General features: G+C 73.4%; 7 protein-coding genes. 4 read left to right on the forward strand and 3 right to left on the reverse strand.

All coding sequences use genetic code 11. From position 1 onward, the window contains the following. Window positions 1-294: 294 nt before the first annotated feature. Window positions 295-1,791, forward strand: a complete 1,497-nt coding sequence (locus BZL64_RS15865; RefSeq protein WP_086769837.1) for a DNA-binding protein NsdB — start codon at window positions 295-297, stop codon at window positions 1,789-1,791. 27 nt (window positions 1,792-1,818) lie between these two features. Here the strand turns inward: BZL64_RS15865 and BZL64_RS15870 are convergent, their stop codons facing one another. Beyond that, window positions 1,819-3,207: a PP2C family protein-serine/threonine phosphatase gene (locus BZL64_RS15870; RefSeq protein WP_086769838.1), complete on the reverse strand. Its 1,389-nt coding sequence runs from the start codon at window positions 3,205-3,207 to the stop codon at window positions 1,819-1,821. A 462-nt stretch (window positions 3,208-3,669) separates the two neighbouring features. On the opposite strand from BZL64_RS15870, the gene BZL64_RS15875 reads away from it, so the two are divergent. Further along, window positions 3,670-4,092, forward strand: coding sequence for an SsgA family sporulation/cell division regulator (locus tag BZL64_RS15875; RefSeq protein ID WP_086769839.1), 423 nt, complete (start codon window positions 3,670-3,672; stop codon window positions 4,090-4,092). A gap of 11 nt (window positions 4,093-4,103) precedes the next feature. Here the strand turns inward: BZL64_RS15875 and BZL64_RS15880 are convergent, their stop codons facing one another. Together BZL64_RS15880 and BZL64_RS15885 are read right to left on the reverse strand one after the other, a co-directional pair. Then, window positions 4,104-5,117, reverse strand: a complete 1,014-nt coding sequence (locus BZL64_RS15880; protein WP_086769840.1) for a Gfo/Idh/MocA family protein — start codon at window positions 5,115-5,117, stop codon at window positions 4,104-4,106. A 58-nt stretch (window positions 5,118-5,175) separates the two neighbouring features. Further along, on the reverse strand, window positions 5,176-6,270 hold the full coding sequence (locus BZL64_RS15885; protein ID WP_086769841.1) for a baeRF3 domain-containing protein: 1,095 nt from the start codon (window positions 6,268-6,270) through the stop codon (window positions 5,176-5,178). A 531-nt stretch (window positions 6,271-6,801) separates the two neighbouring features. Between BZL64_RS15885 and BZL64_RS15890 the strand changes: the two genes are divergently transcribed. Together BZL64_RS15890 and BZL64_RS15895 are read left to right on the forward strand one after the other, a co-directional pair. Beyond that, window positions 6,802-8,511 carry a fatty acyl-AMP ligase gene (locus BZL64_RS15890; RefSeq protein WP_086769842.1) on the forward strand — a complete coding sequence of 570 codons (1,710 nt, stop codon included), beginning with the start codon at window positions 6,802-6,804 and terminating at the stop codon, window positions 8,509-8,511. A 192-nt stretch (window positions 8,512-8,703) separates the two neighbouring features. Continuing rightward, on the forward strand, window positions 8,704-13,884 hold a 5,181-nt coding region (locus BZL64_RS15895; protein WP_143663164.1), incomplete at its 3' end, for a type I polyketide synthase.

Consider the following 13,884-nt stretch of genomic DNA (forward strand, 5'->3'; position numbering starts at 1 on the left):
CCGCCCGGGCGGGAGTGCAGCGACCGGGGCGGGGCGGACACGGAGGACGATGCTGCGTACATGGGAGAAACAGATCCCTTCGTGTGCCTGCGACGTCAATGCGCCGTCCGGCCCGGTCTCCCGGGTGCACCCTGGGGAATGTCCCTCGGCGACCGGGTCGGGGTGGCGCATTCCTACCTGACACCGGTGGCCCAGTGGCACACCATCTGGCGGACCCTGGCGAACCCTGGCGAATAGTCGCCCGGCAACTTGCACGGGGCTACTGTCAACTCAGCCGAGAACCTGGGGGCTTACGTGAGCGGACAACCCAACACCCGCCTGGCGGACCTGTTCGGCCTGGCCGGCTGGTCCAAAGGGGAACTCGCGAGGCTGGTCAACAGGCAGGCGGCGGCCATGGGCCACCCCCAGCTGTCGACCGACACCTCCCGGGTGAGGCGGTGGATCGACATGGGAGAGATCCCGCGCGATCCCGTGCCGCGGGTGCTGGCGGCTCTGTTCACCGAGCGTCTCGGCCGTGTCGTGACCATGGAGGACCTAGGTCTGGTCCGGCACGGGCGTGCGGGGAAACGGCCACGCGACGGGAGTGCTCAGCATCCCGACGGCGTGCCGTGGGCGCCCGAGCGGACTGCCGCGGTCCTCACCGAATTCACGGGAATGGACCTCATGCTCAACCGACGCGGCTTGGTGGGCGCGGGTGCCGCGCTCGCCGCGGGATCAGCACTCAGCAGCGCCATGCACGACTGGCTGCACACCGACCCCATCCTCTCCGCCGACGCTCCTGTCGTCGACCAATCCCTCCTGCACGCCGACTCCGCTGGGTTCGACCGTTACGAGGCCGCCCCCATCGGTACGGAGGAGGTCGACGAACTGGAGCGCTCGGTGGAGGTGTTCCGAGCCTGGGACGCCGCCCGTGGTGGCGGGCTCCAGCGCAAGGCCGTGGTGGGCCAGCTCAACGAGGTGGGCGGCATCCTCGCCTACCGTCACCCACCCCACCTCCAGCGGCGCCTGTGGGGCGTCGCCGCCAACCTCGCCGTCCTCGCGGGCTGGATGTCGCACGACGTCGGCCTGGAGCCCACGGCCCAGAAGTACTTCGTGATCGCCGCCCACGCCGCGCGCGAGGGCGGTGACCGGCCCCGTGCGGGTGAGGCCCTGTCCAGGGCGGCCCGTCAGAAGGTGCACCTCGGCCAGCCCGACGAGGCCCTGGACCTGATGAAGCTCGCCCAGTCCGGCTCCGGCGACGCGGTGCTGCCGCGAACGCGGGCCATGTTCCACACCATCGAGGCCTGGGCACAGGCGTCGATGGGCAAGGGGCAGGCCATGCGTCGCACGCTCGGGCAGGCGGAGGACCTGTTCGTCTCCGGCCGGATCGACGCGGAGACGCCGTCCTGGATGCAGACCTTCAAGGACGAGGATCTGTACGGCATGCAGGCCCTGGCCTACCGCACGCTCGCCGAGTTCGATCCGGGAGCGGCCGTGCACGCCCAGTACTACGCGGAGAAGGCCCTCGCCCTGCGGGTCGACGGACGGGAGCGCTCGAAGATCTTCGACCATCTGTCCATGGCCTCCGCCTGTTTCATCGCGGACGACCCCGAACAGGCCGACCGGTACGCGCGGCTGGCCCTGATGTCGATGGGGTCGAACTCCTCCCGCCGTACGTGGGACAGGCTGCGCGAGATGTACCGGCTCACCGCGGAGTACGCGAGCTACCCGCGGATCAGCGAGCTGCGTGAGGAGATCCGGCAGGCGCTGCCGAAGCCGAAGGGAGGCAGGGGCGGTACCGCGCAGGCGTAGCCCGGCGCGTGGCTTTCGGTCCGTCGGTCACCGGGTGACCCGGGCGACCAGCACGCAGGCGTCGTCCTCGCGGTCACGGTCCCCGAACTCCTGCATGATCAGCCGTACGCAGTCCTGCGCGGTGGCCCGCCCGACGATGCGCGGGGCCAGGTCCAGGAGCCGGTCCGTGCTGTCCGGGCCGTCGGCGGGGACCAGCCCGTCGGTGGCCAGCAGGAGCAGGTCGCCCTCCTCCAGCCTCGCCTCGGCCTGCCCATGGGCGGCACCCGTGGTGGTGCCGAGGAGGATGCCGTCCGGTGCGTCCAGCCGGCGCCCCGTCCCGTCGCGGAAGAGCAGCGGGGCGGGGTGTCCGGCCTGCGCCCAGGTCAGCGTGCGGGTGGCGGGCCGGTAGCGGCAGCAGACAGTGGAGCACAGGGTCGGAGGATCGTCGGCTTCGAGTAACTGGCCGAGCCAGGACAGCAGTTGGGCAGGTCCGGCGCCTGACATCGCCATGCCGCGCAGGGCGCCGAGCGTCATCGCCAGGGTGGAGGTGACGTCCGGGCTGTGGGCGGTGAGTCCGCCGACGCCCAACAGGGTGTCGCCGCCCGGCAGTTCGAGGCTGTCGTGCCAGGTGCCGCCGAGCGGTGAACCCGTGGGGGAGGGAAGGTTCCGGGCGGCCAGGTCGAGCGTGCCGCCGGTGTGGCGCGGGAGTCGCGGGGAGCCGTGCCGGGGCGGTGGCGTGGCTTCCCGCGACTCGACCGCGAGCCGGTGCTCGGGCCGCGCCGGGTGCCGGGGGTGCAGCGAGTCACGGGTCTCGCGCACCGCGCGCCGGCTGCGGCGCAGTTCGCTGACGTCGCGCAGCACGGCCCACATCGAGGTGGTGTTGCCGCCGGCGTCGAGCACGGGCTCGCCCATCATGTGCAGGGTCCGGACCTCGCCGTCGGGCCGTACGACCCTGAACTCGCCATCGATGGGCCTGGCGTCGATGAGGCAGCCGGTGACCATGGCGGTGAGGCGCGGGCGGTCCTCGTCATGGACGAGGGAGGGCAGTTCGTCGAGGGTGAGGGGGGGAGCGGACGGGTCGCGGCCGACGATCCCGTGCATCTCGGGGGACCAGACGGCCTCGTCCGTCAGCAGGTTCCACTCCGCGCTGCCGACGCGGCTGAGTAGTGACTCGCCCGGGGGCAGGGTCTGCGGCGGTACCGGCGGGCCGTCCCGCAGTTGGGCCAAGTGTGCGTCGAGGTCGTCGAGTTGGTGCAGGGCGAGATCGCACAGTGCGCGCTGCCAGCGTCCCCGGGGGTCGGTGGTGTCCTCCTGCGCATCCCGTCGTACGGCGTCCACCTCGCCCTTGAGCCGTCGCGTCTGCGTGATCAGCGAGTCGACCTGGCCGCGTTCTGGCGACTGGGCGGCTGGGCGGTCCGCAGAGAGATGGGACGGCATGACGCACTCCGATGCGGGGACGGGACGGCCGGACTGACGAAGGGGCCGCTACGACTGTGGCACAGCCCGCGACGCGGTGTAAGGGATTTGGCAACACACGATCCGGTGATGCGTCTGGCATATGCCACAGTCTTCACGGACGGTTCCCAGGGTGCCGATGACGTACCTCGGTACAGGGGGTAAGTCGTAGACGCGGTACGTGACTTGAGGGACTTTCCGAGGGCGTTTCCGGACGTTCATCCGGGTGTTCGACGGTCATGTGTTCCCTGGGGTGGCCGGGAACCGGCCGCGGGTTGGCGGTGGACCGGCGCTGGACCGGTGAAGGGCCCGTGCGGGCGACTCCATGGTGACGCACGTCACAATAATTCACCCCGCTTTCGCGTAATGCGAACGGCACTTGCGAAGTCCTACAAGCACCACACCGAAAACACGGCCGACCTCTCATCGCTGCGGAGACTGCCCATGGATCTCACCCACGTCACCGTCGAACAGCCCACGCGCGCACGGCTCATCACCGCCGAGGAGCAGGAACTGCCGGTGCCCGCGACGCTCCGCTACACCGGCGCCGACCCGCTCGCCGTGCACCTCGACTTCCCGCCGGAGGTCTCCCTCCAGGGCGAGGCGGTCACCTGGACGTTCGGGCGCGCGCTGCTGGCGGAGGGGCTGCGCGGGCCGGCCGGCGGCGGTGACGTGCACATCTGGCCGTGCGGCAGGTCCCGTACGGTCGTGGAGTTCCACTCGCCGTTCGGCCTCGCACTGCTCCAGTTCGACACGGCCGCGCTGAGCCGCTTCCTGCTGTGCAGCTACGCCGTGGTCGCGGCGGGTCAGGAGGATGTCGGCGCGGCGGTCGACGAGAGCCTGCACGCGCTGCTCGGCAACGTGTGAGGCCCCCGGCGTCAGCCGTACAGGGCCGGGCGCGGGGCGAGACCGACGGGCACACGCGTGCCGTCCTCCAGTGCCCGCACCCCGGCCTCGGCGACGACGGAGGCCGCGTAGCCGTCCCAGGCGGTCGGGCCGGTGACCCGGCCCCGCCGGGTGGCGTCGACCCAGTCCTGCACCTCGCGGTCGTAGGCGTCGGCGAACCGCACGAGGTAGTCCTGGGGAACGTCGGTGCCGGCCGAGCCGCGCGCGGTCACGCGCACGCCGTGCTCGTCGCCGACGCGCGCGCTGCCCGCCTCGCACACGGCCTCGACGCGCACCTGGTAGCCGAAGCCGCAGTTGACGAAGACCTCCACGTCGACCAGGGCGCCGCCGTCGGTCTCGAAGACCACGAACTGGGGGTCCAGCAGGCCCGCCGGAGCGCCGGACGAGGGGTGTGGGCGCAGCACGGTGACCGCCGTGAGTTCCTGGCCGAGCAGCCAGCGGGCCGCGTCGATCTCGTGCGACACCGAGCTGTCGATCAGCATGGCGCTGGTGAAGCCGGGCGGCGAGGAGACGTTGCGGTGCGTGCAGTGCAGCATCAGGGGCCGTCCGAGGCGCCCGTCGTCCAGCAGCGCCTTGAGCCTGCGGTACTCGGCGTCGTAGCGCCGCATGAACCCGATCTGGGCGAGCCGCCGGCCGAGCCGGGCCTCCGCCTCCAGCACCCGCAACGCCCCGGCCGAGTCAGGCACCATGGGCTTCTCGCACAGCACCGGAAGCCCGCGGGCGAAGGCCGCGAGCAGGGCCTCCTCGTGCGCGGGTCCGGGCGAGGCGATCAGCACGGCTCCCACGCCGGGCGCGTCCAGCGCCGCCTCGGCCTCGGTGTGCACCGAGACCCCCTCGACTCCGGAGACGGCCTCCTTCGCGCGGGCGGCATCGGGATCGGCCACGGCGGCGACCCGGGCCCCGCTCACCACCTCGTCGAGACGCCGTATGTGGTCGGCGCCCATGTGCCCGGCGCCCAGTACGGCCACTCCCAGCAGCTCACCCACGTACCCGCTCCCTCCCGGCCGACGATCATGCTCAGCGTACGCCGACCGGGTGACGGATTCAGTAGCGCAGGACGCCCGCGATGCCCTCGGCGTCGGTGAGGGTGCCGTCCGGGACGAAGCGGACCTCGGCCCCTGTCTCCAGGCACTGTTCGACGATCTCGTCCACGATGTCGTCGCGGGAGTCGAGGTCCGCGCTCTCGGCCGGGATCAGGTGCTCGCCGTCGTCGCGGACCGTGACGCGGTAGTTCTCCTCCACGGCCAGGAGACGGACGCGGCCGTCGCGGGCGTTCTGCCACAGCTCGTCGACCCCGGCCGCGAAGGTGCGGTGGCCGCGGGCGGAGTCCAGCTCCCGTGCCACCGCGGCGGTGTCCCGGCGGGCCTCGGCGTCGTGCAGCGGACGTACCGCCTGCCACACGGTGTCCGGGGTGGCGTGGGTGAGGCCGCCGTGCGGGACGTGCACGGCGTCCCTGGTGACGACGCCGATCTCGTCGAGGAGGGACAGCGCGGCCGTCTCGCCGGTGACGTAGAGCGGCCGTGGGGCCTCGCGCAGCAGCCGGCCCATGGCGGTGTCGGCGTCGCGCAGGAAGTGACGGGTGCCCTCGTCGCGGAAGGTGCTCGGCAGGTCGCCGACGCGTTCCATGCGCTCGGCGTCGAAGTTCTCCCGGCTCCTGGTCAGCGGGAAGCCGTGGGAGCGCTCCTCGGTGACCCGGTCGGCACCTCCGTTCCACAGGGTGACGCGGTCGGCGGAGACCGACAGCACCCAGAACGGGCGCTCGGAGGCCTGCGCCGAGACGAGGTTGCGGGTGAGGAAGGTGTCCGAGAGGACGACGCGTTCCGGGACCGGGCGGGCCACCGACCACACCTGGTGCTCGCCCGGTGCGGCGAAGATCACAAGGCCGTCCTCGGTGTAGGTGAGGTCGATCTCCGCGAGGGCCCGGTCGAGCTGTTCCGCCACGTCCGCGCGCCGCTCCCGGGTGACCGCCGGATCGGCCTCCAGCTGCTTCTTGGCCTCGGCCACGACATTGCGCAGCCGGACCCGGTCCTGGCTGTTGTCGGGTTCACGGCGGTGCGTCGGCGTCAGCACGGACACCGCGGGATAGGGGCGCGGGCGGCGCAGTTCGGAGAGGGTCGCGGGGCTGAGTGCGTGCTCCATATGAGCACGATAGGTCCGATTCGGGAGTGGGGCATTTGGGGCATCGGGCGGCGGCGGCGCGGCGGGTGCGGACCTCGGCGTATCTCCGTGGCGAGGGGTGACGAGGGCTGGAGGAGTGCCGCGTGCGGCCGGTGCGCGCCCCCTCGGCGCCGGCTCCGCCGGGGTGCCGGACGCGGCCGTGGGGCGTGGCCGCGAGGGCTGCGGGAGGTGACAGTGCCGGATCACGTAGGGTTCCTCCTGTGGTGCGACTGTCTGTGCGGAGGCGTCAACTCCGTTCGACACACAGGGTTTACGCGGATTCGACCCGTTCGCGCCTGACGCCTTGCTAGGGTGTTACTCGTCGGTAGCAAGCTGTACGGGGGGACGAGGAACCGGTGAAGGACCATCACCCGGATCCTTCGAGTGGACGATCGAGACGGACGTTCCGGCGACGAGGCCGGACCGGTGCCGGCCCGTGCCGACGCCGACGCGTCGGCTGAATCTCGAACTCCAGTTCCCTCGCCTATCTCCAGACAGGTGAGACTCGTCAACATGGCCCGTTCCCTGGTCGATCTGCTGACCACGCACGCCACGACCCAGCCCGACCGGACCGCATACCGCTATCTCGTCACGGGGGACGCGGACGGAGAGATCCAGGAGATCTCCTACGCCCGCCTGGCCGCCCGATCCCGGGCTGTCGCCGCCTGGCTCCAGGAGCGCGGCCTCGCCGGCTCCCGCGCGATGCTGCTGTACCCGCCCGGCCTCGAGTTCATCTGCGGCTACCTCGGCTGCCTCTCCGCCGGAGTCATCGCCGTACCCGGCGTGCCCCCGCAGGGCCGCTCGCAGAACCACCGCGCCGTGACCCGCATGAAGCGCCTGATAGCCGACGCGGACGCCAAGGTGATCCTCGGCGGGCGCGAGGTGATCGCCGCCCTCGGCGCCATGGCCGAGCAGCTGCCCGAACTCGACGGGATCACCTGCCTCGCCACGGAGGACATCGCCGACGACGCGGCCGCGTCCTGGCGCGAGCCCGACCTCACCCCCGACTCCGTGGCCTTCCTGCAGTACACCTCGGGCTCCACCTCGGCCCCGCGCGGCGTGGTCGTCACCCACGGCAACCTGCTCGACAACGAGCGCGTCATCGCCGAACGCATGGGCCACACCGAGGCCGTGCTCGACGCCTACGACCACGAACTGTTCGTCAGCTGGCTGCCCGTCTACCACGACATGGGCCTCATCGGGCCGGTCCTGAACACGCTGTACCTCGGCGCCACCACCACCCTCTTCTCACCCCTGCACTTCCTCCAGCGCCCCGACCGCTGGCTGACCGCCATCGACCGCTACCGCCCGCACAGCAGCGGCGGCCCCAACTTCGCCTACGAACTCGCCCTCAAGCACGCGAGCCCTGAACTCCTCGACGGCCTCGACCTCAGCGGCTGGAAGGTCGCCTTCAACGGTGCCGAGCCGGTGCGCGCCGCCACCCTGCGCCGCTTCGCCGAGACCTTCGCCCCGGCCGGCTTCCGCCGCGAGGCCCTCTACCCCTGCTACGGCCTGGCCGAAGCCACCCTCATGGTCACCGGCGGGCGCGTCGACACGCCCCCCGTCCTCCTGGAGGCCGACACCGGCACCGGCGACGCCGCCGCGGTGAGCTGCGGACACCCCGCCGACGGCTGGACCGTCGCCATCACCGATCCCGAGCGGCAGCAGGAACTGCCCGAGGGTGAGGTCGGCGAGATCTGGCTGCGGGGCGCCAGCGTCGCCAAGGGCTACTGGCGCAACACCCTCGCCACCCGCGAGTCCTTCCGCGCCACCCTGCCCGGCCACGAGGGCCGCTTCCTGCGCACCGGCGACCTCGGATTCCTGCGCGACGGCGAACTGTTCGTCACCGGCCGGCTCAAGGACCTGATGGTCGTGGACGGACGCAACCACTACCCGCAGGACCTCGAACTCTCCGCCGAACTGGCCCACCCGGCGCTGCGCCCCGGCTGCACCGCCGCGTTCTCCGTCGACGGCGGCGTCGAGGGCGAACAATGCGTCCTGGTCGCCGAGGTGGCCCCGGAGTCGGCCGGTGAGTCCGAGAAGATCACCGACCTGATCCGCGCGGCGATCGGCGACGCCCACGGCCTGCCCGTGCGGGAGGTCGTCCTGGTCCACCCCGGCACCATTCCGAAGACCTCCAGCGGGAAGATCCAGCGCCGTGCCACGCGCTCGGCCTACCTCGACAACACCCTCTCCGTGGTCGGCGTACCCGCCGCCGGATGACAACGGCCGCCGCCGGTCCGCCCGTTCGGGCCGACGGCGCCACCTGAGGTCTCCTTCCTGCGGATCAGCCCGCGAGCCCGGCCTGATCCGCACGGCAGACCCAGGGCCGTCGAACCCGCCCCTCCCTTCCGGCCGCGCCTTCCACGGCGTACGGAAGTCCGCCGCGCACCCAGCTCACGAGGACCTCTCCAGATGCCTGCGAACGCGTCCCTGCCCCAGAACCCCGAGCCGTCCCCGGCGACCGCCGAGGGCGTGCGCGCCTGGCTGGCCTCGGCCGTGGCCGAAGCGGCCGGTCTCGACCCGCTGAACGTCGACCCGCACCGCCCCATCGCCGAATTCGGCCTGGGCTCACGCCAGTTGGTGGCCCTGGGCGCGGACCTCTCCGGGCGCGTCGGCCGCACCCTGGAACCGTCCCTCGTCTTCAACCACCCCACCATCGCCGCGCTCACCGACGCACTCTTCGACGAACGGCCGGCCGCGCACACCACCGAGCGTGCAGGGGCGGACGCCGCGGCGCCCCGCGAAGGTGCCGCCGCCGGGCCCCTCGGCGACGACATCGCCATCATCTCCATGGCCTGCCGCTTCCCCGGCGGCGCCGACGACCCCGACGCGCTGTGGCGGCTCCTCGACGCCGGGCAGGACGTCATCTCCGAGGTTCCGGCGGGCCGTTGGGACACCCACGGCCTCCTCGACACCGACCCCGAGGCCACCGGCAAGGCCTACACCCTGCGCGGTGGCTTCCTCGACGCCATCGACCGCTTCGACGCCCCCTTCTTCGGCATCTCCCCGCGCGAGGCCGCCGCCATGGACCCGCAGCAGCGGATCCTGCTCCAGACCGCCTGGGAGACACTCGAACGCGCCGGCATCGTCCCGGACACCCTGAACGGCAGCTCCACGGGCGTCTACGTCGGCCTCTACGACAGCGGCTACCTGGGCGCCGCCTCCCTCGCGCAGCTCGACGGCCACGTCGGCACCGGCTCCGCGGCAAGCGTGGCGTCGGGGCGGCTCTCCTACACGCTCGGCCTCCAGGGGCCCGCCGTCACCGTCGACACGGCATGCTCCTCCTCCCTGGTCGCGCTGCACCTCGCGGCACGGGCCCTCGCGGCCGGCGAGTGCGACCTCGCCCTGGCGGGCGGCGCGACGCTACTCGTCACCCCGCGCGGGCACGTCGAGTTCAGCAGGCTGCGCGGGCTGTCGCCGTCGGGCCGGTGCAGCCCCTTCTCCGCCGACGCGGACGGCGTGGTGTGGGCCGAGGGCGCCGGACTCGTCCTGCTCAAGCGGCTCGCCGACGCCCGCCGGGACGGCGACGAGATCCTCGCCGTCGTCAAGGGGTCCGCCCTCAACCAGGACGGCCGCAGCCAGGGGCTCAGCGCCCCCAACGGCCCCGCCCAGGAACGGGTCCTGCGGGCCGCGCTCGACGCCGCCGGGCTCGGTCCGGACGACATCGACTACGTCGAGGCGCACGGCACCGGCACCCCCCTCGGCGACCCGATCGAGGGCAACGCCCTCGCCGCCGTCTTCGGACCCGGCCGCCCCGCCGACCGGCCCCTCGCCCTCGGCTCGCTGAAGTCGAACATCGGACACGCCCAGGCCGCGGCCGGCGTCGGCGGCGTCATCAAGACCGTCCTGGCACTCCGCCACGAACGCATACCGGCCTCCCTGCACGCCGGGACGCCCACCGGGCACATCACCTGGGAGGACAGCGGCCTGCGGGTGCCGGCCGAGGCCCAGGCCTGGCCGCGCCGGGCGGACCGGGTACGCCGGGCGGGCGTGAGCGCGTTCGGCATCAGCGGCACCAATGCACACGTGGTGCTGGAGGAGGCGCCCGAGGCCGGCCTCGCCGCGCCCGAGACCGATGTCTCCGCGTCCGGCGCCGATCTCGCCGTATCCGAGACCGATGTCTCCGCGCCCGAGACCGATGGCTCCAAGCCCGGGACCGGCCTTCCGGCCCCGGTCCTCCTCCCGCTCTCCGCCCGCACCCTCCCCGCGCTGAAGGGGCAGGCCGGCCGGCTCGCCGAGGCCCTGCGCGAGGGGACCGGGGCACCGCTCCCGGCGGTCGCCGCGACCCTCGCCCACCACCGCACCCACTTCGCGCACCGGGCCGTGGTCCAGGCCGCCGACCGCGCCGGACTCCTCACCGCCCTGGACGCGCTGGCCGCGGGGGAGCCCGACCCCGGCACCACCGCGGGCCCTCAGGAGACCCGCTCCACCGGCAAGGTCGCCTTCGTCTTCCCCGGCCAGGGCTCGCAGTGGGACGGCATGGCCCGCGACCTCCTCGCGCACGATCCGGTGTTCGCCGACGAACTCGACCGCTGCGACGGGGCCCTGCGCCCCTTCACCGAGTGGTCCGTCGCCGCCGTCCTGCGCGGCGACGCCGGCGCGCCGTCCCTGGACCGGGTGGACGTCGTCCAGCCCGTGCTGTTCGCGGTGATGGTGTCCCTCGCCGCCGTGTGGCGGGCCCGCGGGATCCGCCCGGACGCCGTCATCGGACACAGCCAGGGCGAGGTCGCCGCGGCCTGCGTGGCGGGCGCCCTCAGTCTCAACGACGCGGCAGCCGTGGTGGCCCTGCGCAGCCAGGCCCTGACCGCCCTGTCGGGCAGCGGCACCATGGCCGTCGTCGCCCTGCCGCACACCGAGGTCGAGGAGCGTCTCGCCGGCCTGGACGGCACGGTGTCCGTCGCCGCCGTCAACAGCGGCCGCTCCACGGTGATCGCCGGCGAGGTCGAGCCGCTCCAGGCACTCCTCGACGAACTGGACCGCGAGCAGGTGTTCGTGCGCCGCCTCGACGTCGACTACGCCTCCCACAGCACCCAGGTCGAACCCGTCCGCGCCGACATCCTCGACGAACTCGACGGCGTCACCACCTACCCGGCGTCCGTCGCCTGGTACTCGACCGTCACCGGCGAGCCCGTCACCGAGGAACTGGAGGCCGACTACTGGTACGCCAATCTGCGCGAGCCCGTCCGGTTCGCCCCCACCGTGGAGCGCATGGCCGCCGACGGCTACCGCTGCTTCGTCGAACTCAGCCCCCACCCCGCCCTGTCGACGGCCCTGCGCACGATCGGCGAGGAGACCGGGCACGATCTGGTCGCCGTCGGCTCACTGCGCCGGGACGCGGACGCCCGCGCCTGCCTGGACCTCTCGGCGGCCGAACTCCACGTCCACGGCCGGGACATCGACTGGCAGCGCGTCGTACCCGATACGGGACGGGCCCAACTCCCCACCTATGCCTGGGACACGCTGCGGTACTGGATCGAGCCCGAGGGCACGTCCGTCACCGGCGGTCTCTTCGACCGGGCCGCGCACCCGCTCCTCGGCGTCCAGCTCCGGTCGGCCGACGAGACCCGCTGGACCTTCCGTAACGAGTGGTCCCCGGCCACCGCCGACTGGCTGCCCGACCACGCCGTGTTCGGCCGGACCGTCGTCTCCGGCACGACCCTGCTGGAACTGTGCCGCGCCGCCCTCACCGCGGCCCGCCCCGACGAGAGCACCGACGTCACCGGACTGCTCCTGCTGACCCCGCTGGTGCTGCCCGCCTCCGGCACCGTCGAGGTGTCCGTCGAGGTCGTCGTCGACGGCCCCGCCACCGAGGTCACCGTGCACAGCCGCCCGCGCGGGCAGGAGGCCGCGGGCTGGACCCTGCACGCCACCGCGTCCGGCGCCGCCCCGGCCGGCGGCACGGGGGAGCGTCCCCCGGCCTGGCCGCAGGACGCGGCACCGGCCTGGACGCCTGAGACGTACGAACGGCTGACCGGCGTCGGCCTCGGCTACGGCCGCGCCTTCCAGGGCGTACGGGAAGCCGTCCTCACCGGCGAAGGCGAACTCCTCGCCCGGCTGTCGCTGCCGGCAGAGGCGCGGGACGTGGCCGACCCGTACTCCGTCCACCCGGCGCTGCTGGACGCCGCCCTGCACGTCGCCGCCGTGCTCGACGCGTCCGACGAGCGGGTGCTGCTTCCCGTCGCCGTCGGCCGCTGCGCGTTGCCCGAAGGCGGCGCCGACGACCTGATCGTCTCCGTCCGCCGCACCGGATCCACGGACACCGACCTGACCCTCGACGTCACGCTGTGGGACGCCGACGGCTTCCCCGCGGGCCGGCTGGAGGACGTACGGCTGCGGGCGGCCACTCCGGCGGACCTCAGCGCCGGCTCGGAGAACGCGCGCCACCTGTACGAGGTCGCGTGGACGGCCGTGCCCCAGGCGTCCGAGGCCCCGCAGGGGGACTGGTCCGTCGTCGGGGACGCGCAGGCCGCGCGCGAACTGTCCTCCGCCGGGATCCCGCTGACCGACACGGGCGCCGATGTCGTCGTACGGTTCTGGCCGCGGCCGGAGACCGGCGGCGAACCCGCCTCCGCCGCCCAGGAGCTGGCCGCCGTCGCCCTGGCCGAACTCCAGGCGATTCTCGCCCTCCCGCCGGGGCAGGCCCCCGGACGGACCCTGTGGGTGACGCGGGGCGCCGTCGCGGCCGGTGCGGGGGACACCGTGCCGGGGCTCGCCCAGTCCGTGCTCTGGGGGCTGGCCCGCAGCGCCCGCTCCGAACACCCGGACCTCGGACTCACCCTCCTCGACCTCGACACCTCCGACCGCGCGGACGCCGTCCGGGCCGCGGTGGCCCACGAGGACGAGCCGGAACTCGCCTTGCGGGACGGCGAGTTGCTCGCCCCGCGCCTGATCCGTGCCCGTGCCGGCGACGGCGGGACCCTTCCCACCGACGGCACCGTCCTCGTCACCGGCGGCCTCGGAGCCGTCGGCCGCCAACTCGCTCGCCTGCTCGCCGAGAACGGCGTCCCCCGGCTGCTGCTGACGTCACGTCAGGGCGCCGCCGACCCGCGCGCCGCCGAGACCGTCGCCGAACTCGCCGCGCTCGGCGCCACCACCGAGGTCGCCGCCTGCGACGTCGCGGACGCCGACGCCCTCGCCGACGTGCTCGCCCGCGTCGGCGAGGAGCACCCGCTGCGAGGAGTCGTGCACTGCGCGGGCGTCCTGGACGACGGGGTGATCGCCGAACTGACCCCCGAACGGCTCGCCCACGTGTGGCGCCCCAAGGCCGACGGCGCCGCGCACCTGCACCGGCTCACCGCCGGACTGCCGCTGGAGATGTTCCTACTGGTCTCCTCGGCGGCGGGCGTCCTCGGCAACGCGGGCCAGGGCAACTACGCCGCCGCCAACGTCTTCCTCGACCAGCTCGCCCACCACCGGCGCGCCCGGGGCCTGCCCGCCACCTCCGTCTCCTTCGGCGCCTGGGCCGGTGAGGGCCTCGCCGCCGAGCACGCCGACCTGGACCGGATGGCCCGCCTCGGCCACCGCGCCCTCACCCCCGACCAGGGCCGTGACCTGGCCGAACTCGCCCTGCGGCGCGGCACACCGCACCTCGTG

The organism is Streptomyces bobili (assembly GCF_002154575.1).
Lineage (GTDB): Bacteria > Actinomycetota > Actinomycetes > Streptomycetales > Streptomycetaceae > Streptomyces > Streptomyces bobili.

Bases quoted from the DNA above. Each gene is read 5' to 3' on its own strand.
- BZL64_RS15885 (WP_086769841.1), bottom strand. From the start codon at position 6,270: ATGGAGCACGCACTCAGCCCCGCGACCCTCTCCGAACTGCGCCGCCCG.
- BZL64_RS15870 (WP_086769838.1), bottom strand. From the start codon at position 3,207: ATGCCGTCCCATCTCTCTGCGGACCGCCCAGCCGCCCAGTCGCCAGAA.
- BZL64_RS15875 (WP_086769839.1), top strand. From the start codon at position 3,670: ATGGATCTCACCCACGTCACCGTCGAACAGCCCACGCGCGCACGGCTC.
- BZL64_RS15890 (WP_086769842.1), top strand. From the start codon at position 6,802: ATGGCCCGTTCCCTGGTCGATCTGCTGACCACGCACGCCACGACCCAG.